The sequence below is a fragment of the Streptomyces sp. NPDC059454 genome (genome assembly GCF_042749965.1).
Lineage (GTDB): Bacteria > Actinomycetota > Actinomycetes > Streptomycetales > Streptomycetaceae > Streptomyces.
This window is the reverse complement of sequence record NZ_JBHYVC010000006.1, coordinates 101,101-122,230: the sequence shown is the minus strand read 5'-3', so window position 1 is coordinate 122,230 and position 21,130 is coordinate 101,101. Positions and strand designations below refer to the sequence as shown.

The window sequence follows — 21,130 nt, the reverse complement described above, 5'->3', positions numbered from 1 at the left end:
GCCGGGTCGTCACGGGGTGTCCAGGGCGAAGACCGAGCCCGTCCTGGCGGACATCGTGCAGGCGTTCGGGAAGGTCTGCGTGTAGTCGACGGAGCGCCCGCGCCACGTCCCACTGGCGTGTGCGGTGACCGGCGCGTAGATCATCGGGCACACGACGCCCTCCCTCGGAGGGATGTCGGCGATGCGGCCGTCCGCCGCGGCCAGCTCCGCGCAGGCGTCGGCCGCGTGCCGGTGCCCCCGGGGCGGGTCGCACCGCAGCATGGTGCCGTCCTCCGCGGTGGACGGTGGCTCTCCGTGACTGACCGTGAGCATCAGCCAGCTGTCCTCGGCGGAGTGCCCGGCGCCGGCCCGCGCGGGTGCCGCGCACGCGAGCAGGACGAGGGCGGCGACCAGTCCCGCCCGTACCGCTTTCACTGAGATGTGCGTCATTCCCGATGCATCGGCACGACGGTGTCCGGACCCCACCCCGGCTCACCCGAACGGAAGGCTCCGCGGCCGGCCAGCTCGAACGCGGCGAGGACGACCCGCGCCTGGTACTCGGCCTGGCGCGCGACCGCGATCCAGCGCGCCCCGAACACGTCCCGGTAGTCGGCGCACCGCGCGTCGACGAGCCGGTCCAGCTCCGGCAGCGCCCCGGCCGGGTCGTGCCCGGAGCGCGTCACCAGCTGGTGCAGCAGCCCGGCGGTGCGCAGGGCCAGCCGCCGCCCGGAGAGGCGCAGCGCGGCGAGGCGGGCGGTGGTCATGGGCGGCAGCGGCCGAGCAGAATCGTTCCAGCGGTCGGGGTCCCACGTGTCGGCGAGTCCTGGGCAGACCAGGAGGTAGTCGTCGACCGGGGCGAGCAGCCGCGCCGCGTCGGGCACGCCGGCGAGATGCGGCCGGATCCGGGCCGTCAGGCCCGCCAGCAGCAGGGTGTCCTGGCGCAGGGTGCGGCTGACGGACCGCAGCTCCGCCTCCGCTCCGGCGTGCGGGGAGCCGTCCCCGACGGCCGCCACCCCCCACATGGGTGCCTCGACGACCGCGGTGACGGTGCCGTGCCGGTGCGGGTGGAACCACGTCGACTCGACGGCGGCCTCGGTGATGGCGGCGGCGAGGTCGCGGCGGCGCGGGGGCGGGATGCGGTAGACGGCGGGGCCGAGTCCGGGCCAGTACAGGGCGTCGTAGGCGCCCAGCTCGCGCGGGACGCCGAGGCGGGCGGCGATGCCCTCGACCCGCCGGTCGAGGCCGGGCAGGTCACGGGTGAGCTCGACGAAGCCGCCGCCGACGTCGACGCCGTGCAGGGAGCACTGGAGGAAGGGCCGCAGTTCGTCCTGGAGGGCGAGCAGGGCGCGGGTCTCGGGCAGCGCGGCGGCGGCGGCGCCGTCGGGCAGCCATTCGGGTTGTTCCAGGAAGCCGGGCCGGAAGAAGTTCCGGAAGTGGTGGCCGAGGGTGTACGGGCCGGTCAGCCAGCGCTCGTTGCGGCGCAGTCCGTCGGGATCGAGGCACAGCAGCAGGTTCCAGGTGGCGTCGGCGCCCTCGGTGAGCCGGGGGTCGGCCAGGGCGCGCTCGGCCAGGCGCAGCACGGTGGCGCCGCCCGCGGGCTCGTTGGCGTGCGGCCCGGCGACGACGAGGACCTGGCGGCTGCCGTGGCCGACGCTGAGCAGCCACAGGGGGATGCCCGCGCGGGAGGCGCCGACGCGGCGCAGCCGGGCGTCGCGGGGATGCCGGGCGACGAGGGCGGCGGCCCGCGCGCCCAGTTCGTCGACGGTCGGGTAGTACGGGAGGGGCGGCAGGGCACACCTCCACGAAGCGGCGCCGTCGTTTCACCGGGAGTGCAGGGCGTACGCACAGTCAGTCACGACTTCGGGGGTACGTCAACACTGTGGCGATCGTGGGGATTTCGCCGGGAGTCAGTGCGTCGCGAGCCGGTAGGCGATCTGTCCGAAGCCGATCTGGTCGCCCTCGCGGACGACGGCCGCGCCGACCACCCGACGCCCGTTCACCGTGGTGCCGTTGGTGGAGCCGAGGTCCCGCAGCACCCAGAGGCCGCCCTGGTGGCGGAGTTCGGCGTGCACGCGGGAGACCGTCTCGTGGCTGAGCCGCAGTCCGCTGCCGGGATCGCGGCCTATGCGCAGGGGGTGGCCGGTCGACGGGTGCGGCAGCAGCAGCTTGGGGAGCTTCTCGGCCTGCCAGGCCCGGCGCAGCCGCACGGTGAACCCGGAGACGGCCTCCACGGTGCCGAACACCAGGCGGGAGAAGCGGCTTTCCTGCGGGAGGTCGGCGGTGAGCGCGGCGAGTTCGTCGGAACGCCGCGCGGCGAGGGCGAGTTCCATGCGCCGGACGAACGTGTCGTGGGAGAGGCGGCCCATGGCGACACCGTCCCGCAGCACGCCCAGCGCCTTGTCGCGCTCCGCGTCGGACAGCCGCGCGGGGTACGTGTGGAACTCGAAGGACGACGTCACACTGTTGATTGTCGGTCAGCGACGGCCGGACTGTCCAGGAACCGGGGAAACGGCCGGCGCGCGTGCGTACCCGGCGACACCCGCCGCAAAAGGGGAAATCCCCCGGCGAATTGATCTCCGATGGCGCACGATGGAGGCGCTACATCACGGTGAGCAGACGAAGGGGAACCGTCCGTGCAGTTCGAGGTGTGGGCACCGCAGGCCGGCAGAGTGACGCTCCAGTGCGACGGCGTCACGCGCGCGTTGGAGCACGATCCCGAGCGCGAGGGGTGGTGGCGGGGGGAGGCCGGGGCGCACGACGGCTCCCGGTACGGCTTCGCGTTGGACGACGGTCCCGTCCTGCCCGATCCGCGCTCGCGCCGGCAGCCGGACGGGCCGGACGGCCTGAGCGCCGTCGTCGACCACGACCGGTTCGCCTGGCGTACGGAGTGGACGGGGCGCCCGCTGCCCGGCGCGGTGCTGTACGAGCTGCACGTGGGCACGTACACGCGCGAGGGCACCTTCGACGCCGCCGCCGAGCGGCTCGGCCATCTCGCGGAGCTGGGCGTGACGCATGTGGAGCTGATGCCGGTGTGCCCGTTCCCGGGCCGGCACGGATGGGGGTACGAGGGAGTCTCGCTGTGGGCGGTGCACGAGCCGTACGGCGGACCCGAAGGGCTGAAACGGTTCGTCGACCGGGCCCACGCCCTCGGCCTCGGCGTCGTCCTGGACGTCGTGCACAACCACCTGGGGCCGTCCGGGAACCATCTGCCGCTGTTCGGGCCGTACTTCACGGACACCCATCACACCCCGTGGGGGGCGGCGGTCAATCTGGACGCGCCCGGCTCCGACGAGGTGCGCGCGTTCCTGGCGGACAGCGCACTGGCATGGCTGCGGGACTACCGGTTCGACGGGCTGCGCCTCGACGCGGTGCACGCGCTGGCGGACACGCGCGCGTGCCACTTCCTGGAGGAACTGTCCGGGGCCGTGGACGCCCTCGCCGCCGACACCGGCCGCCCCCTGTTCCTGATCGCCGAGTCGGATCTGAACGACCCCAGGGTCATCCGGCCCCGCGCGGAGGGCGGTTTCGGGCTGCACGCGCAGTGGAACGACGACTTCCACCACGCCCTGCACACCGCGCTGACCGGTGAGGCGCAGGGCTACTACGCCGACTTCGCACGTGCCCCGTTCGCGGCCCTCGCCAAGACGCTCACCGGCGGGTTCTTCCACGACGGCACGTACTCCAGCTTCCGGGGCCGACGCCACGGCCGCCCCCTGGACCGCGACCGGATGGCCGGGCACCGGCTCCTCGGTTACAGCCAGACCCACGACCAGGTCGGCAACCGCGCCCGGGGGGACCGCCTGGCCGCCCTGGTCTCCCCCGGACTGCTGGCCTGCGCGGCGGCCCTCACGCTGACCGCTCCCTTCACGCCCATGCTGTTCATGGGCGAGGAGTGGGGGGCGGGCACGCCCTGGCAGTTCTTCACCGACCACACCGATCCGGAGCTCGCCAAGGCGGTGAGCGCGGGCAGACGGCGGGAGTTCGCGGCGCACGGCTGGGCCGAGCAGGACGTGCCCGACCCGCAGGACCCCGCCACCCGCGACCGCTCCTGTCTCGACTGGTCGGAGCCGGAACGCGAGCCCCACGCGCGCGTGCTGTCCTGGTACCGGCTCCTCCTCTCCCTGCGCCGGGAGCAACCGGACCTCACCGACCCCGACCTCGGCGACACCAAGGTGGCCTACGACGAGGAGCACCGCTGGCTGGCCTTCCGGCGGGGGGACGTCCGGGTCGCGGTGAACCTCGGCGACGGGCAGGCGGCGATCCCCCTGGGCGTCCCCGGGGCGCGCGTCCTCGCGGCATGGGAGCCGGTGGAGACCCCGGGCGCGGACGGGGTGCTGCGACTGCCGGGCCGGTCGGCGGTCGTCCTCCTCCAGGACTGAGGGCCGCCCGGCGCTCGCGAAGGCCGCGACACACCTGCCCCGGCCACACGGTCCGGCACCGGAGCGGCCCCACCGGCGGTCGGGGCGGGGGGTCGCGTCGTGGCCGGGGCCCCTCCGGCGGAGGGTGCCGGACGGGCCCTCTACGGCGCGTCGTCCGCGCGGCCGAGGTCCGTCACCCGCTCCAGCATGATCGGCTCCCAGGCGCGTCGCAGCCGGGTGCGCAGCACGGCCGGCGGGGTGGTGGTGCGGCCTGTGAGGGCCTCGGCGAGGTGGCGGACGGAGTCGCAGCGGGCCAGCCACAGGCCGCGCAGGCAGGGGCGGGCGCCGTAGCCGGCGAGGGTGGCGGCGCGTACGGCGGCCGGGGCGCCGACGGCGAGCGCGAGGCCCGCGATGTCCTCGGCGGGGTCGCCGACCACCGCCGCGTCCCAGCCGAGGACGCCGCGTACGCGGCCGTCCGCGCTCACCACGAGGTGTCCGCCGGTGAGGGCGTGGTGGACGAGGACGGCCGTGCCGGACTGGGCGGCGAGCTGGACCGCGGCGGGCGGGGTGAGCCGGTTCAGCCGGTCCGGATCGAACTCGTCGGCCTCGGCGAGCCGTCCGGCGGCCTCCGCGGCGGCCCGGCGCAGGGCTTCCAGGGAGCGCGGGGAGACGCGCGGCACACCGAGCGTCTCCGCCTGCCGCACCGGCACCTCCCGCAGCCCCGTGAGCAGCCCGGCCAGGTCGGCCTCACCGACGGCGGACACGCGGTGCTCTTCCGCCGTCCCGCCGGTCAGCCGGGTGTCCAGGGCGCAGAGCAGACCGGGTGCCCACTCGCCGTGCGCCACGGCGGACGGCAGCGCGACCGGGACGTGCGGGCGGACGAGGTCGCGCAGCCGCAGTTCGCGGCGGCGGCGCACGCTCGCCTCACGGTCCGGGGCGAGGCGCAGCACATGGCGGGTGCCGACCCACCAGGCGGCGGGTTCGGCGCCCGCGGCGACAGGCCGGACGTCGGGGCCTGCGGCGGAATCCGCGCCGCCGCCCCTGCCGCTGTCCTTCAGCAGGGAGCGGGCCAGTCGGCGGACGGTGTCCGCGGTGGGTGTCGGTGCCTGGGTCATGGTCGCGCCGTTGCCGTTCGGGGAGGCAGGGAGGGGACGGTGGGGCCGTTCAGTCCACTATGACCATCTCCCGCGCGGTGTTGTTCAGCCGCCGTCCGCCGTCCTCGGTCACGGTCACGATGTCCTCGATGCGCACGCCGAACCGGCCGGGCAGGTAGACACCGGGTTCGACGGAGAAGCACATGCCGGGGACGAGGGGCCGCTCCTCGCCTTCGATCATGTAGGGCGGCTCGTGCGTGGTGACGCCGATGCCGTGCCCGGTGCGGTGGACGAAGTACTCCCCGTACCCGGCGTCGGCGATGACCGCACGGGCGGCGCGGTCGACCTCCTGGCAGGCGGCGCCGGGCCGCACCGCGCGGAAGCCCGCCTCCTGTGCCTCGCGCACGAGGTCGTGCACCCGGCGTTCCTCGTCGGTGGGTTCGCCGACGTGGACGGTGCGGGAGGTGTCGGACCCGTAGCCGTCCTTGAGGCCGCCGAAGTCGAGCACGACCATGTCGCCGCGTTCGATGACACGGTCGCCGATCTCGTGGTGCGGGTTGGCGCCGTTGGGTCCGGAGGCGACGATCGTGAAGTCGACCTGGGAGTGTCCGAACCGGCGCAGCAGGGCGGCCAGATCGGCCGCGATCTCGGTCTCGCGGCGGCCGGCGAAGGCGACCTGCCTGATCTCCTCGAACACCGCGTCCGCCGCGGCCCCCGCGGCGGCCAGGAGCTCCAGCTCCGCCGCGTCCTTGACGGCGCGGAGCATCGGCAGGGCCTCGGTGAGGGAGGCGTACGAGGTACCGGGCAGCGCCTTCTGCAGGCCGAGCAGGTGCATGGCCCAGGCGTTGTCGCTGATGCCGAACCGCCCGTCCGCGTCCAGCAGGGCCGCGGTGGCGGCGTAGGGGTCCTTGCCGTCGGTCCAGTCGTGCAGGGTGAGTGCGGAGGCGCCCAGGGCGCGCCCGGCGTCCGGGGCCTCCAGGGTGGGGACGACGAGCACGGGGTCCCGGCCGGCCGCCAGGACCAGCAGGGTGAGCCGCTCGGTGACGGCGGTGGGGGTGTAGCCGGTGAGCCACACCAGGTCGGGGCCGGGTGCCACGAGCAGTCCGGCGAGCCCGGCGTCGGCGGCCTGCCGCGCCGCACGCTCCCTACGGGCCTCGTAGTCGTCGGCGGTGAAGAACGCGGGCACGGCGCCGGTCATTCGGGGGCCTCCCAGGGCGACAGCAGGTTACGGGCAGCATCCTGCCCGGCGGGCGGGGGTGACGCGAGCCGGTTCGCGGTGTTCGCCCTACGGCCCACCGCGCGTCATGGCGGAGCGTCGCCCCACCATGACGAGAGGCACACGACCGCGGCCGGGGCCGTCGCGGACGGACCACGGCACCGGGACCGAGTCCGGGGAGGGCCGGCTCACCAGCCGCTTCCGCGTGGTCACGTGACGATGCCGGGGACGGCCGTCAGCTGCTGGTGGCCGCCGCTGCGACGGCGCACCGTCAGTGTCACCTCGTCGCCCGGGCGGGCCCGGGCGACGGCGCGTGCCAGGTCGGCGGCCGAGTCGACACGGGTGGTGCCGAAGGCGAGGAGGACGTCGCCGCGCACGAGACCGGCCGAGGATCCCGGGCCGGGCACGTGCACGGTGACGACCAGCGCCCCGGGTCTCCTGTCGTCGGCCACCTCCACGCCGAGCCTGGTGACAACGGGCGGGGACGGGACGGACCGCGGTGCCACGGCCGGGGCGGCGGACGGCACTCCCGCCTGCCGCTTCAGCTCGGCGAGCCCGCCCGCACCGACGACCGTGGCCCCCACCGCCCCCAGCCCGGCGCCGGAGAGCACCAGGAGCATCCCGGCCGGCACCCCGAGCAGCGCGGCCACCAGCCGCCGCCCGCGCCGACGACCGGGATGCCGGCCGGGCGGGCCGGAGCCCGGCCCGCCCCCGGACACGCCGCCGCCCCCGCCCTCGGATACGCCTCCGCCCCCGTCGCCGGGCATCGGCCTGGGCCGCAACGCGGTCTGTTCCATGGTTCGCCTCCGGCGGCAGAGCGGGCAGTACGGGTGTGCGGGCAGTACGGGCAGGTACGGGCGGTGCCGGACGTCAGACGAGGACCGGTGGTGCCGGTGTGCGGTTCGGAAGGAAGCCGTGGACCCGGCCGGACAGGTACTCGTCCTTGTACCGGTCGACGCTGCGGTGCCAGTTGAGGATGCCCGCCATCCAGTTCCGCAGGTCCGTCACATAGCCCCGCATGATCGCCCGCGCCTCGCCCGACAGCTGGAAGTCGTCGTACACGACGGGCAGTTCGTGCTCCACGACGTGCTCGAACTGGCGCATGCGCTGGTTCATCAGGTCCTGCACCACGGGCAGCGCGGTCGGATAGTCGACGCCGAAGAAGTTCTGCACCACGAGGACCGCGTTGTGCATCTCGCCCTCGAACTCGATCTCCTTCTGGTAGGAGAAGATGTCGTTGAGGAGGCACGCGTAGTCGATCGCCGCGTTCTCCAGGGAGCGGACGGGACCGCTGCGGTAGACCTCCGGCGGCACCGCCGGTCCGTGCCCGGCGCGGCAGAGCCCCAGGGTGAGGTCGGAGCCGAAGGTGGCGCGCCGCATCTCCAGGTAGTCCACGGGGTCCGGGACGCGGTTCTGGATCTGGTTGGTCAGCTCCCACACCCAGGCCTCGGTCATCGTGTCGACGGCCGTCCTCAGGGGGCGGCGCTCATCGGGCGTCATGCCGGCCGTCGTACGCCTCCACAGGTCGGTCAGCGCCCGCTCCATGGCGTTGACGGGCGGCGGCGGGACCTCGTCGGAGCCGAGGGGCATGCAGGCCGACAGGCGGGTCGTGGTCAGCCGCGCGGCGGCCAGATCGCGGCGGTGGCCGTAGACGAGCGGGTAGTAGTCGTCGCCGTAGGTGCCGAAGGCGAGCCAGCCGGAGGCGAGGTCGAGCTGCTCCTGGGTGGCGTCCGGGTCGAGGCCCGCCGCGCACAGGGGGAGGTCGCAGCTTTCGAGTTTGTCCTCGTCCCAGACACCCTCACCGAGGAAGCCGATCCGCCGCGACCACTCCAGCAGATGCCGTCGCGCACCGTCGAGGGCGGGGCTGAGCTCCAGGGGGAACGGCATGCGGATGTCGGGGATGATCGAGGGGCCGACCTTCTGGAACGGCACGTGCGTGTAGGCGCGTAGTCTCTCGGCCCCCGCGCCGGCGAGCAGTGCGCCGACGTCGGCGGCGGACGTCCCGGGGCCGGACAGGGACTGCCAGGGGGCGCCGGACCGCGCGCCCTCGTTCATGTAGCGGCTGGAGCGCAGGTGCCATTCGTGGCCGCCGGACTGCCAGTCCTGCAGGCCCTTCGTGTACGCCCCGACGGCCGCCGCCTCGGCCGGGGTGAGCCCGTTCTCCAGCGCCGCGGCGGGGACTTCGGTGAACGCGGTGTGCTCGAACTGGTGGAGCCGCGAGGTGAGGACGTCGCCCACGATGTCGGCGGCCTCCTGGGTGGTGCAGCCGAAGAAGGTCTCCAGGACGAGTACGCCGTTGCTGAGCTCGCCCTCGTCCTCGACCTCCCGCTGGTAGGAGAACAGGTCGTTGCGCAGGTGCACGGCGTCGGAGAAGGTCTCCCTCAGCACCCTCAGCGGCCTGGTTCCGGCGACGGCGGGGGGCACCTCGGCGGTGGCGTACTCCACGAGCCCGGCGGACCAGGGTGCGCCGCCCACCTTGCGGCGCATCTCGATGTACTCGACGGGGTTGGCGATCCGCCCCTCGTTGATGTTGGACAGCTCCCACAGGGACTCGTTGAGGAGGTGCTCGGTGGCGAGGGCGAACCGGCGGCGCCAGCCGGCGGACATCGCCGGAACGGTGCGCGCCCACAGGTCGGCGAGGCCCGCCTCGACCGGGTTCTCCGGTGCGGGAACGGGAGTGGCCGGGTCGAGCGGCATGAACAGCGGCAGCCGGTCCAGGTGGGCCTTGCCGGCGTCGCGGTCCTGGGTGCGTTTGAACTTCTCCAGGAAGTGGTCGTCGAAGAAGAAGACCCACACGTACCAGTCGGTGATGAGCGAGAGGGCGGGCCCGTCGCAGTCGGGGTGGGTGTAGGCGCAGAGCAGACCGTAGTCGTGCGCGTCGAGATCGGTCCGCTCCCAGACCCCGCTGCCCTCCAGCATGCCCATCTCGCGCGCCCACCCGGCCGAATGGGCGCGGGCCTCGTCGACGTGCGGGTTGAGCCGCGCGGGATGCGGCAGGTAGAAGTGCGGGAGTTCGAACGGCTGCGTCATGGCCGTGGGCTACCCGCGGCCCGGTGGCGGCATCCACCGGGCCGAGCATGATCACACCATCGCGTGAACCGTGCCCCGTACGGGAGTTGTGGACCCTATGTCCGGACCTGGATCAGCGCGTGGGTGCCGCCGGTGCGCCAGCGCTGCCCCTCCGCCGCGGCCAGGGCCGCCTCGGTACCGGCGGTCAGTCCGGTGATCACGTCGGACTTCAGGGTGCGCAGGGCCGCGACCGGACCCGGGAAGTAGGCCGTGACCTCCGCGAAGGGTGTGGTCGGGGGCCAGTACCGGTCGCCCACGAGGCGGCGGTAGTTGAGGTCGCCCTTGACGACGGTGAGCGCGGCGGCGGCGAAGTCCGCGCGCAGGTCGTCCGGCATCTCCTCGTACGGCAGCGGAGAGCAGGAGAACGGGTGGGCCCGGAGGGCGAGCCGGCCGTCGGTGAGCGCGGCCCACAGGCCGCGGCCGTACTCGGCCGCGGCGCCCTCGGCGCCGGTGAGCCGGCGCACCGCGTCGACGACGTCGGCGGTGGTGGCGTCGGAGACGTAGTACGGGTACGGCTTGACGTGCAGCACCGCCCGGCCGATCCGGCCGCAGGCCAGCAGGTGGGCGGCGAGGAGCAGGTCCGGGACGAGTTCGCGGCCCGCGTTGTCGGCGACCAGGCACAGCGTGCCGGTGCCGGAGGTGCCGAGCAGGGGCCACAGCCGTTCGCTGTCGTCGGCCACCAGGGCCGACACGGCGGCCGTCTCCTCGGCGCCCTCGGCGGACAGCCGGAAGCCGAGGTCGGCGCGGTTGCCCCACAGGGAGCCGTGCAGCAGGGCACGGGCCCGTTCGTCCGCCGGGCGTGCGGCGAGGTCGTCGAGCGCGGCCAGTTCCTCGTCCGTGGCGGGCGAGTCGAGTTCGGCGAGCTTGGAGGGGCGGAACGGGTCGATGCCCTGCCAGGGGCCGGGGGCGAAGTAGCCCACCGCGTGCAGCAGTCGGCGGTAGAACCAGCTCTCCGACCACAGCCACGGCACCTCGTACCAGGAGCGGCCGGCGTAGGTGTCCATCCCCCAGGTCTCCCAGTGTCGCCGGTCGTGCGCGTCGGCGGGGAGGGGTTCGATCGTGCCCCCGGTGCAGTTGTCGAGCAGGGCGTCGAGCGCGCGGTGCTGCTCGGGCCCGTACGGGAAGGACTCGCGCACCTGCCGGATGATCGCGGGGTGCCGCTCGGCCAGCACGCCGTGGGGGAAGGTGCCGGGCTCGTCGGCGAGGATCACGGGCGCGGTGGGGTGGTCGGACATGCGGCTCACCGTAACGCGCGCCGGCCGTCGCGCGCCGCGGGTCACACCGGCGCGATCTCCCGCTCCAGCCGTGCGGCCAGGCTGAGGTAGCGGGCGCGCCGGGTGACGGGGACCAGGCCCCTGATGAGGATCTGCCACATCTCCGCCGTACGGCGGGGCTGCCGGGCGACGGATTCACGGGAGTGGCCGACGACGCGGGTGCCGACGAAGAAGCAGACCAGGGAGTGCGCCACGACGTCGATGTCGACGTCCGGGTGGACGTCGGACTCCTTGACGGCGCCGAGGAGCCGGGCGGTGACGATGTCCAGCCACTCGGTGAAGGGATGACTCAGTGGGGGGCGCGGCCGGGTGCCGCCGGTGGCGAGCCGCAGTCCGGCCCGCAGGACGGGGTCCTCGGCCGACATCCTGGCTATGCAGAAGGTGAGGCGCATCAGCGCCTCCAGGGAGGTGCGCCCCCGCGTCTCGGTGTCCCGGGCCAGCCGGCGGCTGGTCGCGGACTGGAGTTCCAGGATGGCGTGGGCGAGGTCCTCCTTCGCGGCGAAGTGGAAGTAGAGGGCCCCTTTGGTGACCTGGGCGTGCTCGACGATGTCGCTGAGACTGGTCGATTCGTAGCCCTGCCGGTCGAACAGCTCGGCGGCGGCCGTGATGATCGTCGCGCGGGTCTGCTCGGCGCGTACCTGCCTCGCCATCGCCTGAACTCCTGAGCCGGAAAGGAACGGGTCATGCTGTTTGTTTTCACGCCCGGTACACGATATCTCACGCTGTGGCGATGCTCATCATATGGGTATCGCACCGGACTTGGGCACATCAGACAAAACAAACGCGCTCCCTGAAAGAAAACAGCGCGTCCGGTATCTAAGTGTGTCAGGTGCGGGGACAAAAGAGAACGGCGGGCCGACCGGTGCCCCATCCGCACCGGCCGGCCCGCCCTTTTCAGAGGTGGATCAGAAGGTCAGCTGCCAGCTGTTGAGCCGGCCGGTGTCCTGGGACGCCGTGTCCTGCACCCGCAGCTTCCAGGTGCCGTTCGCGGTCTCGGCGGACGCGTTCACCGTGTAGGTGGTCCGCACGTCGTCCGCGGAGTCCGAGGAACTGGCGGACTTCAGGCGGTACACCGAACCGTCCGGTGCCACCAGGTCGACGGCCAGGTCACCGCGGTAGGTGTGGGTGATGTCCACGCCCACCTGGAGGGCGGACGGCGCGTTGCCGCTGCGGCCGCTCACCGTGATCGGGGACTCGACCGCCGAGCCGTTGTCCGGGATGGACAGGGCGGTGGTGCTGGAGTACGTGGAGCCGGTGGACGTACCGCCCTTGACGGCCTGGACGGTCCTGGCGGCGTCCGCCAGGCCCGCGCCGCAGCCGCCGGAGCAGGTGCCGGGCAGCACACGGGCGTTGGACTTGACCGCCGACTCGATCTGGGCCGGGGTGAGGGCGGGGTTCGCCGACTTCATCAGCGCGGCGAGACCCGCGATGTGCGGGGTGGCCATGCTGGTGCCCTGGTAGTAGGCGTAGTTCTCGGTGGACGGGGTGCGGGCGCCGGAGTTCAGTGTGGACAGGATGCCGTTGGCCGCGGTCGCGGTCTCCCCGCCGGGCGCGGCGATGTCCACGGTCGTGCCGTAGTTGGAGTAGGAGGCCCGGTTGCCGGAGCGGTCGGTGGCGGCGACGGTGATGACGTTGCCGCAGTTCGCCGGGGAGGAGTTGGCGGCGTTCTGGTTCTCGTTGCCGGCCGCGACGACCACCGTGGTGCCCCGGCTCACGGCGCCGTTGATGGCGCTCTGGGTGGCGGTGGAGCAGGCGCCGCCCCCGCCGAGGCTCATGTTGACGACCTTGGCGACATTGGTGTTGGCGGGCACCCCGGAGACGGTGCCGCCGGACGCCCAGGTGATGGCGTCGATGATGTCGGAGTCGTAGCCGCCGCACTTGCCGAGCACCCGCACCGGGGAGATCTTCGCGCCGTACGCGACGCCGGCGACGCCCTTGCCGTTGTTCGTGGCCGCGGCGATGGTTCCCGCCACGTGGGTGCCGTGCCAGGAGGAGGAGCCGCCGGTGGCCTGGCCGCACTCGCCGGCGGCGTACCAGTCGCCCGGGTCGGCCGGGTTGCTGTCGCGCCCGTTGCCGTCGACGGAGACGGCGGTGTCGGAGATGAAGTCGTAGCCGCCGACGATGTTCGCGGCGAGGTCGGAGTGGGTGACGTATCCGGTGTCGATGACGGCGACGGTGACACCGCTGCCGGTGGTGAGGTCCCAGGCGCCCGGCACGCGCATGCCGGCGGTGGACTCGAACAGGTCCCACTGCTTGCCGTACTCGGTGTCGTTCGGGGTGGCCAGCGGCTTGTTGAGACGGTCCGGTACGACGTAGGCGACCTGCGGGTCGGCCCGGTACTCGGCGACGACGTCGGCGACGTCCGCCGTGGTGGGCCCGGTGCCCAGGTCGACGAGGGCGGCGCCGGTGCCGAGGCGGCGCCGGAAGTCGACGTCCTCGCCGGCCTTGTCGCCCTTGGTGGCGGCGTCCGCGGCGGCGGCCTTGTCCGACTTCGCCTCGGCGGCGCCGGACTTGTAGCCGACGATGAGCCGCTCGGCCGGGGTGCCCGGGGCAGCCTCGGTACGGGCCGCGGGGACGGCCGGCGCGTCGGAGGGGGCGTCCTGGGCGACGGCGACCTGGGCGGACGCGGTCGTCAGCAGGGCGACGGAGAGGGCGGCGACGGATATCAGCTTCCGTCTGGGGGAGGAGCCGCGGGGAGAGCTCGATGAGGTGCGCAAGGGGGGGTGCCTTTCGTGCCGGTACTCCGGGCAGCGCGGAGTGTGGGGAGGGGGAGCCGATTCGCTTCGTCGTCTCGTCGTCGAAGCAGCGTGGGGTGAATCGAGGTACGGCGAGTCGGCCGGCCGGGCGCGAGCAGCGGCCCGTCCAGGGTTACCGGCGGACCTACTGCGGTGGAACGATAGGCAGCGCGCGAGCTGCCCGGATACGGGGGAAACCCTCGATCCGGCCGGGAAACCACCCTCGCCGAAAGGCGGTTGACCAGGAACGGACCGCTATGCCCGCATCGGCACGGAGGTGAACGCGCCAGGCGTTCGCTCCGTACTGCACGGAAGAGTTCCCCACGTTCCCCGCCCGCCGAAGGAGGCGGTCCGGATGCCCCGGACGACCGCACACCGCACCGCGCTCGCGGTGGCCCTCGTCGCCCCGCTGCTGCTGCCGCTGTGGGCGGCGGGGCCGGCCGGGGCCCACGGGGCGCCGACGGATCCGGTGAGCCGGGTCGTGGCCTGCTCGCCCGAGGGCGGTGACCGCGCGGGGTCGGCGGCCTGCCGTGCCGCCGTCGCCGCGAACGGTGCGCCGTTCGCGGCGTGGGACAACCTGCGGGTGGCGGACGTCGCCGGCCGGGACCGGCAGCGGATCCCCGACGGACGACTGTGCAGCGGTGGTCTGCCCGCCTACCGGGGTCTCGACCTGGCCCGCGCGGACTGGCCGGCGACCCGGGTGGCACCCGGTGCGGCGCTGCCGGTGACGTACGTCTCGACGATCCCGCACACCGGCACGTTCCACATGTACCTGACGGAGCCCGGCTACGACCCGGCGAAGCCGCTCACCTGGGCCGACCTGTCCGGGGAGCCGTTCGCCGAGGTGACGGACCCGGCGCTGACGGACGGCGCCCACCGGTTCCGGGTGACCCTGCCGCCGGACCGGACGGGACGTCATGTGCTGTACACGGTCTGGCGGAACAGCAGCACTCCGGACACGTACTACGCGTGCTCGGACGTGGTGTTCCCGGAGGAGGAGAAGGCGGCCGAACCGGCGGAACCGGCACAGGGGGGTACGGCGGAACCGTCATCGGCTCCGCGCCCCCGGACGTCGAGCACCCCGGCCGCGAGCACCCCGGCCCCGCGTGCCGCCGGAACCTCCGCCGCTCCCGCCGCGCACACCACCGCGGCACCCCCCTCCGGGCCCTCCGCCCCGCTGCTCGCGGGCGGCGCCGCCGCCGTCCTGGTGCTCACCGGTGGTGCCGCGCTGGCCCTGCGGCTGCGCCGGCGCTGAACTGCGGTCGCCCGGAAGGGAATCGGGACGGCTCCATACCGTCCATTCGGTTCGTCGGCGCGAAACGGCCGCACCGTATTCACGGTTCATCACAATGCGGCAGCATCGCCTCACTTCACGTGGCTGTTCACTTGACGACCAGTGGTTCCACAGGGTTGGCTCCGGGCCAGCGATAGTCACCCGTTCGGCGCACGCCCCCGTGGTTCCGTCGGTGCTCTCCCCCTGCTCTTGCTCGGCCGCACAGCGAGGTCCGTACTCCTCATGAACACTCGTCCCCCGTCCCGCCGCCTCCCGAGACACCGTCTGGCGGCGCTGGCAGCCGCCGTCGGTCTGCTGGCGACCGGCTGTTCCGCCTTCGGCTCGGCCGACGACTCCTCGGACTCCGACGGCGCGGGCGCCTCCGGCGCCGGACGGATCAAGGTCGCGATGGTCACCCACGGCAGCGAGGGCGATGCCTTCTGGGACCGGGTGAAGAGGGGTGCCGAGGCGGCGGCCGCCAAGGACGGCATCGAGCTGACGTATGTGAGCGACCCGGACCCGGCGGGGCAGGCCGAGCTGGTCCGCGAGGCGGTCCGCGACGGTGTCGACGGCATCGCGCTGACGCTGGCCAAGCCGGCCGCCATGAAGGGCCCGGTCAATGAGGCACGGGCCGCGGACATCCCGGTGGTCGGGCTCAACTCCGGTATGGACGCCTGGAAGTCGGCGGGACTGCTGGAGTTCTTCGGCCAGGACGAGAGCGTGGCGGGCCGGGCCGTCGGCGACAAGCTGGACGAGCTGAAGGCCGAGCACGCCCTGTGCGTCGTCCACGAGCGTGGCAACGTTGCCCTGGAGGCCCGCTGCGCCGGCGTGAAGAAGACGTTCGGGGGGACGACCGAGAACCTCTACGTGGACGGCACCGACATGCGCGCCGTCTCCGGCATCATCACCGCCCGGCTGCGGCAGGACCCGACCATCGACGAGGTCGTCACCAACGGGGCGGACTTCGCGCTCACCGCGGTCGAGGCCGTCGCGGAGGCGGACAGCGAGGCCGACGTCGCCACCTTCGACCTCAACAACGACCTGGTGGACGCGGTACGCGGCGGCAACGTCCAGTTCGCCGTCGACCAGCAGCCCTATCTGCAGGGCTACCTCGCCGTCGACGCGCTGTGGCTGTACCGGACCAACGGCAACATCAGCGGCGGCGGGGTCGCGCCCGTGCTCACCGGGCCGGCGTTCGTCACGAAGACCAACGCGGCCTCGGTCGCCGGTTTCGCCGCCGACGGAACCCGCTGACGGGCCCGACCGTGCGTACTTCTCCCACCATCCGACCGCTCTAGGACCACGATGTCTCCACGGACAGGTGCCCGGCGCCGTCTCGGCTCCATACGTCTCTCGCTGTTCCTCCTCGCCCTGGTGCCCAGCGTCACCCTCGCCGGCATGTGGGGCCTGACGACGATCCAGATGTTCTCCGAGGGCCTGCAACTGCGTTCCCAGACGGAGCTGAGCCGGTCGACCGGCGCGATGGGCACGCACGCCACGCTCGCGTTGCAGCAGGAGCGCCGGCTGACCGCCGCGTGGCTGGCCGAACCGGACACCCCCCGGACCGCCCTGGAGGCCCAGCGCAGGAAGACCGACGACGCGGTGGCGAAGCTGGTCGGTCAGGCGGACGCGATCGCCGAGGCACCACCGCGCATCTCGGACCGCATGTACGGGGTGCTCGGCTCGGTGGGCAGCCTGGAGTACTACCGGGACCAGGTGGACAGCCCCAGCGACATCACCGCCGAGCAGGCGCTGGACCAGTACACCTCGATCATCGACGACCAGATCCACGCCTTCCAGGAACTCTCCCAGGTCGACGACGGAGACCTCACCTCGCAGGCCGAACCGCTGATCGCGCTGGAGCACACGGCGGAGCTGGTCTCCGAGGAGGACGCGCGACTCACCCTCGCCTGGCCCTCCGGGCGCATGGACACGCAGGGCTGGAGCGAGTTCGCGGAGCTGGTCCACACCCGCCGCTGGCTGGTCGAGGACCAGATCGTTCCCTCCCTGCGCGGCGAGACCAAGACGCAGACCGAGCGGATCCTGCAGAGCAGCGAGTGGCGCGCCCTGGAAGCGGTCGAGGACCAGGTGCTCGCGACCCCGCCCACGGGCGAGAAGCGCAGCGTCGAGCTGCCGGACCTGCGGGAGCGGTGGGACGAGGCCATGGACCGGGTCTCCCCGCAGTACGCCGCCATGATCCGGCAGCAGACCGACGCGCTGCTCACCCGCAGCGCCGACGAGGCCCGCAGCCTGCTGCTGACGGCCGGCTCCCTGAGCGCCGGCGGACTGCTCGCGCTGCTGCTGTGCGTCGGCCTGTCCTGGCGCATCACCCGCTCGCTCTCCCGCCGGCTGCGCGGCTTGCGGGTGGCCACCCTCGGCCTGGCCGAGGAACGGCTGCCCGATGTGGTGGCCCGGCTGGAGCGGGGCGAGAAGGTCGACGCGGAGTCGGCGACGACTCCGCTGGACTACGGACACGACGAACTGGGCCAGGTGGCGCAGGCGTTCAACACCGCGCAGCGCACCGCCGTGCACACCGCGGTCGAACTCGCCGACACCCGGCGCGGTTTCCAGAAGGTCATCCTCGGCATCGCGCGGCAGAGCCAGAATCTGGTCAACCTCCAGCTCAGCAAGCTCGACGCGCTGGAGCGCCGGCACACCGACCCCGAGGTCCTCAAGGGCCTGTACGAACTGGACTCCACGGCAAGCCAGTTGCGGCGTTACGAGGAGAACCTGGTCATCGTCAGCGGTGAGCGTCCCGGCCGTACCTGGAGTGAACCGGTCGCGCTGATCGACATCGTGCGCAGTGCCGTCGGCGAGGTCGCCGAGTACCAGCGGGTGGAGGTGCTCACCGAGGAGGAGGTGTCGCTCGCCCCGCCCGCGGTGGCCGACGTCATCCACCTGCTGGCCGAGCTGATCGACAACGCGACGGTGTACTCGCCGGCGCCGAGCCCCGTCGGGGTGCGGGCGGCGATGGTGGCCAGGGGCCTCGCCGTCGAGATCGAGGACCGGGGCCTGGGCATGTCGGAGGACGACTACGCCTCCCTGAACACCCAGTTGGCCAAGGCGCCGCAATTCGACGTGGTGGCGCTCGCCGACGACCTCCGGCTCGGCATGTTCGTGATCTCCCAGCTCGCGCACCGGCACGGCATCTCCGTGACCCTGCGTCCCTCGCCGTACGGCGGGACGACGGCGATCGTGCTGATCCCGCACGAGATCGTGGTGCGGGACGCGCCGTCCGGCGGTGGACGGCGGGAAACGCGCACCGAGGTCACGGAGGACCGGGCGGACATCGACGGCCGGGCCGACGACCGGCGCGAGGAGACCGTGGCCGCCGGCGCGGCACGGACCGCGGCGTCCCGGTCGGCGACCGCCGTGCGGACCGCCCCCGTCCCGGCCGCGTCGGTGCCCGCGCCCCGCCGGGACGGGCTCACCCCGCTCCCCCGCCGGGTGCCGCAGACCAGCCTGGCCGCCGAGCTCCGTGAGGAGTCCGTCCCGGACGCCGAGGACGACTGCGGCGACTTCACCGCGGAACACGCCGCCTCCTCCCTCGCCGGCTTCCAGCGTGGCACGTCCCAGGCGCGGGACGACGACGACACCGACGAGGCCGGGCCACCGGACGACGCGGACAAGGCGACCGCCCCGGCGCACGTACCCGCCGCTCCCGCCGAGCTCCCGACTCCGCCCGCCGACCGCTGACCGCCGACCGCCGACCGTTCACGAAGGAACACCGTCATGACACGCCCCATCCCCGCCACCCACACCCAGCTGGACCAGCTGCTGACCGGACTCGTCGAACGGGTCGCCGACGTGAACCAGGCCGTGGTGCTCTCGGAGGACGGGCTGGTGGTGAGCAAGTCCACCGGCTTCCTGCGGGACGACGCGGAACGCCTGGCGGCGACCGCGTCCGGTCTGATGAGCCTCAGCAAGGGCGTCAGCATGGACTTCCGCGGCGGCCCGGTGCGCCAGGCGCTCATCGAGATGGCGCACAGCTACCTGATCCTCACCTCGGCCGGTCCCGGCGCCCATCTGGTGGTGCTGACCGGTCCGGGCGCGGACGTCGGCGTGGTGGCGTACCAGATGAACATGCTGGTGAAGAAGATCGGCGAGCACCTCAGCGCGGCCCCGCGGGACATCGCGGGGCCGGCCGTCGACCCCGGCGTGTGAGGTGGGCGGGAGCGACTCGGCGGGCCGGCTCGTACGACCGTTCACCCTGACCGGTGGCCGGACCCGGCCCAGCCGCGCCGACTTCACGCTCATCACGACGGTGACGGCGGCGGATCCGCAGCCCGAGGGGGTGGCCCGGCCGCAGCCCGAGCACTCCCGGATCCTGCGGCTGTGCGCCGAGCCGGTGGCGGTCGCCGAGCTCGCCGCGCGTCTCGACCTCCCCATGAGCGTGGTCGTCATCATGCTGTGCGACCTGCTGGAGGCGGGCCGGATCACCGTCCGTCCGCCGCACCCCGTCAACAGCACCACTGTGGACCTGGATCTGCTGCAGAAAGTGAGGGAGGGCCTTGGCCGGCTCTGACACCACCGCTCGGGCATCCGCGGGGCGTTCCGCACCCGACACGGTCAAGATCCTGATCGCCGGCGGCTTCGGCGTGGGCAAGACGACCATGGTCGGCTCGGTCAGCGAGATCGTCCCGCTGCGCACCGAGGAGCCGCTGACCATGGCGGGGCTGGACGTCGACGACCTGAACGGCGTCGAGGAGAAACGTGCCACCACGGTCGCCCTGGACTTCGGCCGGATCTCCGTCTCGGACGACCTCGTGCTGTACCTCTTCGGCACGCCGGGGCAGCAGCGGTTCTGGTTCATGTGGAACGACCTGGCCGTCGGCGCGCTGGGCGCGGTGGTCCTGGTGGACGTGCGCAGGCCCAAGACCAGTTTCGCCGCGATCGACTTCTTCGAGCGCCGGGGCATCCCGTTCGTGATCGCCGTCAACGGCTTCCACGGGGAGCATCCGTACCCGGTCGAGGACATCCGGGACGCGCTGACGCTGCCGGACGGCGTGCCGGTGCTGCTGTGCGACGCCCGGGAGCGGGAGTCGTGCCGGGACGTGCTGATCGCGCTGATCGACCGGCTGATCGCGCAGGCGGCCCCGGCACGGTGAACGGCCCGTGGGGTGCGGCCCGTTCGCCGCACCCCGGGCGGGGTCAGTCCAGGCCGGCCGACTTCAGCCAGGCCTTCGCCACGTCGAGGGGGTCCTTCTCCTCCAGCTGCACCTGGGCGTCCAGGTCGAGGAGGGTCTCGGTGTCCAGCTTCGCGGAGACCGCGTTCAGCGCCTCCACGCCCTTCCGGGGCAGCCCTTCCTTGCTGACCAGCGGGGTGACGTTGGCGAAGCCGAAGAGGTTCTCCGGGTCCTTCAGGACGACGAACTTCTCCTTGACGATGGTCGGGTCGGTGGTGAAGACGTCCGCGGCCTGGACCTCGTTCTGGCTGAGCGCCGCCTGGGTGAGCGGGCCGCCCGCGTCGAGCGCCTTGAAGGACTTGAACTTCAGGCCGTAGACGGTCTCCAGGCCCTTCAGCCCCTGCTGCCGGGTCTGGAACTCGGGCGAGCCGCCGATCACCATCTCCGGCGCGATGTCCTTGAGGTCGGCGAGGGTCGACTCCGCGGTGAGGCCGTACTTCTTCGCCGTCTCGGCGTTGACGCTGACGGAGTCCTTGTCCTCGGCGGGCGACGGCTCCAGCAGTGTCAGCGACTTGTCCAGCCTGGCCTTGGCGGCCTCGTTCACGGCGTCCGCCGACTGCTGCTCGGCCTTGGGGTCGAGGTAGGCGAGGAGGGAGCCGTTGTACTCCGGCAGGACCGTGATGGAGCCGTTCTTCATCAGGCCGTACGTCGTCTCACGGCTGCCGATGTTGTGCTTGTAGTCGACCTTGAGGCCGGCGGCGCGGAGCGCCTCGCCGTAGATGTCGGCGAGCAGGGTGCTCTCGGCGAAGTTGTTCGAGCCGACGACGACGGTGCCGGCTTCGGCCTTCTCGCCGTCGAGGGGGTTGTCGGAGGTGTCGTCGGAGGAGGAACAGCCGGCGAGCAGCGCCGCCGCGGCGGCGAACGCGACGGCCGCCGCGCCGGTGTGCCTCGTCCTGGACCTGCTGCTCTGCGCGGTGAAAGTCATTCGCCGATCCAATCCAGCCGT

18 protein-coding genes are annotated in these 21,130 nt (G+C 73.1%); 7 read left to right on the top strand and 11 right to left on the bottom strand.

Going from position 1 to position 21,130, the window contains the following annotated elements; all coding sequences use genetic code 11:
- Positions 1-9: 9 nt before the first annotated feature.
- From ACFXAE_RS06295 to ACFXAE_RS06285, 3 genes are all read right to left on the bottom strand, one after another.
- Positions 10-429, bottom strand: a complete 420-nt coding sequence (locus ACFXAE_RS06295; protein ID WP_384708802.1) for an SSI family serine proteinase inhibitor — start codon at positions 427-429, stop codon at positions 10-12.
- Positions 426-1,769, bottom strand: a complete 1,344-nt coding sequence (locus ACFXAE_RS06290; RefSeq protein ID WP_384709062.1) for a M14 family zinc carboxypeptidase — start codon at positions 1,767-1,769, stop codon at positions 426-428. The genes ACFXAE_RS06295 and ACFXAE_RS06290 overlap by 4 nt, the downstream gene beginning before the upstream one ends.
- 117 nt (positions 1,770-1,886) lie before the next feature.
- The gene (locus ACFXAE_RS06285; protein ID WP_384708799.1) at positions 1,887-2,438 is read right to left on the bottom strand and encodes an FHA domain-containing protein; all 552 of its coding nucleotides are present in this window, start codon (positions 2,436-2,438) and stop codon (positions 1,887-1,889) included.
- A 174-nt stretch (positions 2,439-2,612) separates the two neighbouring features.
- Here ACFXAE_RS06285 and treZ point away from each other — a divergent pair, with 174 nt between their 5' ends.
- Entirely contained in the window at positions 2,613-4,358 is a 1,746-nt protein-coding gene (gene treZ, locus ACFXAE_RS06280; RefSeq protein ID WP_384708796.1) for a malto-oligosyltrehalose trehalohydrolase, read from the top strand.
- A gap of 140 nt (positions 4,359-4,498) precedes the next feature.
- Here treZ and ACFXAE_RS06275 read toward each other — a convergent pair whose 3' ends face one another.
- From ACFXAE_RS06275 to ACFXAE_RS06245, 7 genes are all read right to left on the bottom strand, one after another.
- Entirely contained in the window at positions 4,499-5,452 is a 954-nt protein-coding gene (locus ACFXAE_RS06275; RefSeq protein WP_384708793.1) for an aminoglycoside phosphotransferase family protein, read from the bottom strand.
- A gap of 49 nt (positions 5,453-5,501) precedes the next feature.
- Positions 5,502-6,629: an aminopeptidase P family protein gene (locus ACFXAE_RS06270; RefSeq protein ID WP_384708790.1), complete on the bottom strand. Its 1,128-nt coding sequence runs from the start codon at positions 6,627-6,629 to the stop codon at positions 5,502-5,504.
- A gap of 227 nt (positions 6,630-6,856) precedes the next feature.
- Positions 6,857-7,444, bottom strand: a complete 588-nt coding sequence (locus ACFXAE_RS06265; protein ID WP_384708787.1) for a PDZ domain-containing protein — start codon at positions 7,442-7,444, stop codon at positions 6,857-6,859.
- Between the two features lie 73 nt (positions 7,445-7,517).
- Positions 7,518-9,677 carry a germacradienol/geosmin synthase Cyc2 gene (gene cyc2, locus ACFXAE_RS06260; RefSeq protein ID WP_384708784.1) on the bottom strand — a complete coding sequence of 720 codons (2,160 nt, stop codon included), beginning with the start codon at positions 9,675-9,677 and terminating at the stop codon, positions 7,518-7,520.
- A 95-nt stretch (positions 9,678-9,772) separates the two neighbouring features.
- Positions 9,773-10,951 carry a damage-control phosphatase ARMT1 family protein gene (locus tag ACFXAE_RS06255; RefSeq protein ID WP_384708781.1) on the bottom strand — a complete coding sequence of 393 codons (1,179 nt, stop codon included), beginning with the start codon at positions 10,949-10,951 and terminating at the stop codon, positions 9,773-9,775.
- A gap of 41 nt (positions 10,952-10,992) precedes the next feature.
- Positions 10,993-11,640, bottom strand: a complete 648-nt coding sequence (locus ACFXAE_RS06250) for a ScbR family autoregulator-binding transcription factor (protein ID WP_384708778.1) — start codon at positions 11,638-11,640, stop codon at positions 10,993-10,995.
- A 255-nt stretch (positions 11,641-11,895) separates the two neighbouring features.
- A complete protein-coding gene (locus ACFXAE_RS06245) occupies positions 11,896-13,707 on the bottom strand; it encodes a S8 family serine peptidase (protein ID WP_384708775.1) in 1,812 nt (603 codons plus the stop codon).
- A gap of 373 nt (positions 13,708-14,080) precedes the next feature.
- On the opposite strand from ACFXAE_RS06245, the gene ACFXAE_RS06240 reads away from it, so the two are divergent.
- The 6 genes from ACFXAE_RS06240 to ACFXAE_RS06215 all read left to right on the top strand — a co-directional run bounded on the left by ACFXAE_RS06240 (position 14,081) and on the right by ACFXAE_RS06215 (position 20,106).
- Positions 14,081-14,980: a lytic polysaccharide monooxygenase gene (locus ACFXAE_RS06240; protein WP_384708773.1), complete on the top strand. Its 900-nt coding sequence runs from the start codon at positions 14,081-14,083 to the stop codon at positions 14,978-14,980.
- 261 nt (positions 14,981-15,241) lie between these two features.
- Positions 15,242-16,252 (top strand): substrate-binding domain-containing protein, encoded by a 1,011-nt coding sequence (locus tag ACFXAE_RS06235; protein ID WP_384708770.1) that lies wholly within the window; start codon positions 15,242-15,244, stop codon positions 16,250-16,252.
- Between the two features lie 51 nt (positions 16,253-16,303).
- On the top strand, positions 16,304-18,694 hold the full coding sequence (locus ACFXAE_RS06230; RefSeq protein ID WP_384708767.1) for a nitrate- and nitrite sensing domain-containing protein: 2,391 nt from the start codon (positions 16,304-16,306) through the stop codon (positions 18,692-18,694).
- 36 nt (positions 18,695-18,730) lie between these two features.
- Entirely contained in the window at positions 18,731-19,162 is a 432-nt protein-coding gene (locus ACFXAE_RS06225; RefSeq protein ID WP_085575286.1) for a roadblock/LC7 domain-containing protein, read from the top strand.
- Position 19,163: 1 nt separating this feature from the next.
- Positions 19,164-19,523: a DUF742 domain-containing protein gene (locus ACFXAE_RS06220; protein ID WP_384708764.1), complete on the top strand. Its 360-nt coding sequence runs from the start codon at positions 19,164-19,166 to the stop codon at positions 19,521-19,523.
- A complete protein-coding gene (locus ACFXAE_RS06215) occupies positions 19,510-20,106 on the top strand; it encodes an ATP/GTP-binding protein (protein WP_384708762.1) in 597 nt (198 codons plus the stop codon). The genes ACFXAE_RS06220 and ACFXAE_RS06215 overlap by 14 nt, the downstream gene beginning before the upstream one ends.
- 43 nt (positions 20,107-20,149) lie before the next feature.
- On the opposite strand, the gene ACFXAE_RS06210 is transcribed toward ACFXAE_RS06215, so the two are convergent.
- Positions 20,150-21,109, bottom strand: coding sequence for an ABC transporter substrate-binding protein (locus ACFXAE_RS06210; protein WP_384708759.1), 960 nt, complete (start codon positions 21,107-21,109; stop codon positions 20,150-20,152).
- Between the last annotated feature and the right edge of the window lie 21 nt (positions 21,110-21,130).

Coding starts and splice junctions, on each gene's coding strand:
- ACFXAE_RS06265 (WP_384708787.1), bottom strand. CDS start 7,444: ATGGAACAGACCGCGTTGCGGCCCAGGCCGATGCCCGGCGACGGGGGC.
- ACFXAE_RS06270 (WP_384708790.1), bottom strand. CDS start 6,629: ATGACCGGCGCCGTGCCCGCGTTCTTCACCGCCGACGACTACGAGGCC.
- cyc2 (WP_384708784.1), bottom strand. CDS start 9,677: ATGACGCAGCCGTTCGAACTCCCGCACTTCTACCTGCCGCATCCCGCG.
- ACFXAE_RS06225 (WP_085575286.1), top strand. CDS start 18,731: ATGACACGCCCCATCCCCGCCACCCACACCCAGCTGGACCAGCTGCTG.
- ACFXAE_RS06275 (WP_384708793.1), bottom strand. CDS start 5,452: ATGACCCAGGCACCGACACCCACCGCGGACACCGTCCGCCGACTGGCC.
- ACFXAE_RS06255 (WP_384708781.1), bottom strand. CDS start 10,951: ATGTCCGACCACCCCACCGCGCCCGTGATCCTCGCCGACGAGCCCGGC.
- ACFXAE_RS06250 (WP_384708778.1), bottom strand. CDS start 11,640: ATGGCGAGGCAGGTACGCGCCGAGCAGACCCGCGCGACGATCATCACG.
- ACFXAE_RS06295 (WP_384708802.1), bottom strand. CDS start 429: ATGACGCACATCTCAGTGAAAGCGGTACGGGCGGGACTGGTCGCCGCC.
- ACFXAE_RS06210 (WP_384708759.1), bottom strand. CDS start 21,109: ATGACTTTCACCGCGCAGAGCAGCAGGTCCAGGACGAGGCACACCGGC.
- ACFXAE_RS06240 (WP_384708773.1), top strand. CDS start 14,081: ATGCCCCGGACGACCGCACACCGCACCGCGCTCGCGGTGGCCCTCGTC.
- ACFXAE_RS06230 (WP_384708767.1), top strand. CDS start 16,304: ATGTCTCCACGGACAGGTGCCCGGCGCCGTCTCGGCTCCATACGTCTC.
- ACFXAE_RS06235 (WP_384708770.1), top strand. CDS start 15,242: ATGAACACTCGTCCCCCGTCCCGCCGCCTCCCGAGACACCGTCTGGCG.